Genomic DNA, 2,354 nt, shown 5'->3' with positions numbered 1-2,354 from the left:
ACGTCGTCTTGGCGCTCCCGTGAAGAACCTGGCCCATAGCGCATCCCTCTCTGGCGACGACAAACATACGCCAGGACATGCTGGGACTAAACAGCTAGGGCATTTCCCGATCAATCTGCCTCATACCCCGCCGCGGCGAAGCGGGTCGGCATGGAGACGGGTCCCCTGGCCGTCTGGCTCTGGAATGCGCTGAGCGCGCGCGGCCTGCGCGTCATCTGCATGGACGCGCGACATGCCAATGGCGTGCTGAAGATGATGCCCAACAAGACCGACCGGCACGATGCCCGCGGCCTGGCGCGGATCGTGCGGACAGGCTGGTTCAAGGCGGTTCGGATCAAGAGCCACGGCGCCTACGTCAACCGTGCGCTCCTGACGGCGCGGGACGCGCTGGTGGGGATCCGCGTCCGGCTGGAGAATGAGATCCGGGGGCTGCTGAAGACCTTCGGCATCATGTTCGGCAAGCGCGTCGGTGGCTTCAAGAAACGGGCCGAGGAAATCATCGCGCGGGATCTGGCGGTCGCCCCGGAGCTCGTTCCGCTCTTCGAGACCCTGATCAAGGCCCGCCGCGACATCCTGGCGCGCATCGCGGAACTTGATGGCAGAATCCGCGTGGTCGCCAGGGAACACGCGACGGTGCGACTGCTGATGAGGGCTCCCGGCCTCGGACCGATCACCGCCCTGGCGGTCAGCCTTCGACGACGCTGCCCGGTTCCGCCGATCCTCCAGCGCGGGAGCCTATCTCGGGCTCACGCCGAGACGGTATGAATCCGGCGAGATCAGCCGGAATGGCCGCGTCTCGAAGCGCGGCGATCGTTTCGCACGAAAATGCCTGTTCGAGGCCGCGAATGCCATCTACTGCCGAAATCTCGGCGGCCCACGCCTGGGCGATTGGGCCAGGGGCATCGCCGCGAAGACCGGTCCTCGGAAGGCCAAGGTGGCACTGGCACGAAAGCTCGCGGTGGCGCTCCATGCGATGTGGCGCTCGGGAACGCTCTTCGAGGAGCGTGCCATGACGTCGTGATCACTCGACTTCGTCGCTGATCCTCAGCTGGGTGGAATGCCTCCTGCCGGGACGCGCGGAGAGGATGAGATCGCTCCCTGGGATGCGGCGACGACCGCGCACACCATTCGGAGCCATCCCGACCCTGAACGCAAACATGCGGCGCCACGATGCGACCGCGGAGAGAATCCTAGGTGTTTAGAGCATTTTCCGATCAATCTGCATCATACCCCGCCGCGGCGAAGTAGTGGGCGCATTCCTGGGGAGTGAATACATCGACGAGGCGGCCGATGGTGTTCCATAAGCCGTCCACGGTTCGCTCGGCCGCCTTGCGCAGCAACGCCTTCAGCTTCGCAAAGGCCATCTCGATGGGATTGAAGTCTGGACTGTAGGGCGGAAGGAAAGCGAGCCGCGCGCCTCTGGCCTCGATCATCGCCCGGACCGACGCGCGCTTGTGGCTCGAGAGGTTGTCCATGATCACGATGTCGCCGGGGCGGAGCGTCGGTGCCAGCACCTTTGCGACATAGGCCTCGAACCAGTCGCCGTTGACCGGACCGTCGAGAACCATCGGGGCGACCATGCCGTCGAGGCGGAGGCCGGCGATGAGCGTCGTGGTCGTTCGATGGCTGTGGGAAACCCCATCCGCAGTCGTTCGCCCCGGCGGCAGCGCCCATGGGTGCGGGCCATGTTCGTCGCCGTCCAGGTCTCGTCGATGAACACGAGCTTGCCGGGATCGAGATCTGGCTGCGCCTCGAACCAGGCGCGGCGCTTGCTCGAGGCAAGTCCGCGCGCTCCTGCTCGACCGCGTTCCCGGTCTTTTTTTCCTCGTCAGCCCATGACGTTGGAAGAAGCGCGATAGGGCTGAGCTCGACGCGGCGATGCCGCGCTCGGCCAGGCGGGCACGCAGTTCCTCGAGGCTCTGGTCGCGCTCCTCCTCGAACGCGGCCATGACATCCGCGTGCCGCGCCTCGATCCGCCGTGACCGCGTATCCCCACCCCGCTGCTTCGGCTCAAAGCTTCCCGTCGTGCGTCGTTGCGCGTCCCAGCGGATCACCGAGGACGCCGAACCGACCCGCCGCCGCCCGACGGCTCATCCCGGCGTCCACCGCCGCCAGCGCCCGCCGCCTCAGATCCATCGAGAGTGTTTTGCTCATCCTGCCGCTCCGACACCTGCATCGCGGAGCAGGGAGTCAGAAAAGAGCCGCTTTGGGAATCCCCCAATCGATTCAAACCGAAAGGGCGACGCTCTAGTCCCGGCAGGTTCGGCCCGCTTGCCACGCGGGCACGGCGTGGGACAAGAGGGCGTGGCCGCCGATTGGCCCTTGTATCCATGATCGGGCCTGGTCGGTATACG

General features: G+C 66.0%; 3 protein-coding genes and 1 pseudogene. 2 read left to right on the top strand and 2 right to left on the bottom strand.

Annotated features, from left to right (window positions below; translation table 11 throughout):
- The first annotated feature begins 150 nt into the window (after positions 1-150).
- Together FJM51_RS23205 and FJM51_RS24645 are read left to right on the top strand one after the other, a co-directional pair.
- Positions 151-765 (top strand): IS110 family transposase, encoded by a 615-nt coding sequence (locus FJM51_RS23205; RefSeq protein WP_233713250.1) that lies wholly within the window; start codon positions 151-153, stop codon positions 763-765.
- Positions 752-1,021, top strand: a pseudogene (locus tag FJM51_RS24645) (transposase); the annotation flags it as partial. The gene FJM51_RS23205 and the pseudogene FJM51_RS24645, both read left to right, overlap by 14 nt.
- A gap of 193 nt (positions 1,022-1,214) precedes the next feature.
- On the opposite strand, the gene FJM51_RS23200 reads toward FJM51_RS24645, so the two are convergent.
- Both FJM51_RS23200 and FJM51_RS24640 read right to left on the bottom strand, forming a co-directional pair.
- Positions 1,215-2,054 (bottom strand): IS630 family transposase, encoded by an 840-nt coding sequence (locus FJM51_RS23200; protein WP_233713249.1) that lies wholly within the window; start codon positions 2,052-2,054, stop codon positions 1,215-1,217.
- The gene (locus FJM51_RS24640) at positions 2,011-2,154 is read right to left on the bottom strand and encodes a COG3415 family protein (RefSeq protein ID WP_233713248.1); all 144 of its coding nucleotides are present in this window, start codon (positions 2,152-2,154) and stop codon (positions 2,011-2,013) included. Before FJM51_RS24640 ends, FJM51_RS23200 begins: the two co-directional genes overlap by 44 nt.
- Positions 2,155-2,354: the final 200 nt, after the last annotated feature.

It is taken from the genome of Amaricoccus solimangrovi (genome assembly GCF_006385685.1).
In the GTDB taxonomy this organism is placed as follows: domain Bacteria; phylum Pseudomonadota; class Alphaproteobacteria; order Rhodobacterales; family Rhodobacteraceae; genus Amaricoccus; species Amaricoccus solimangrovi.
This window is presented reverse-complemented; position numbering and strand designations above follow the sequence as displayed.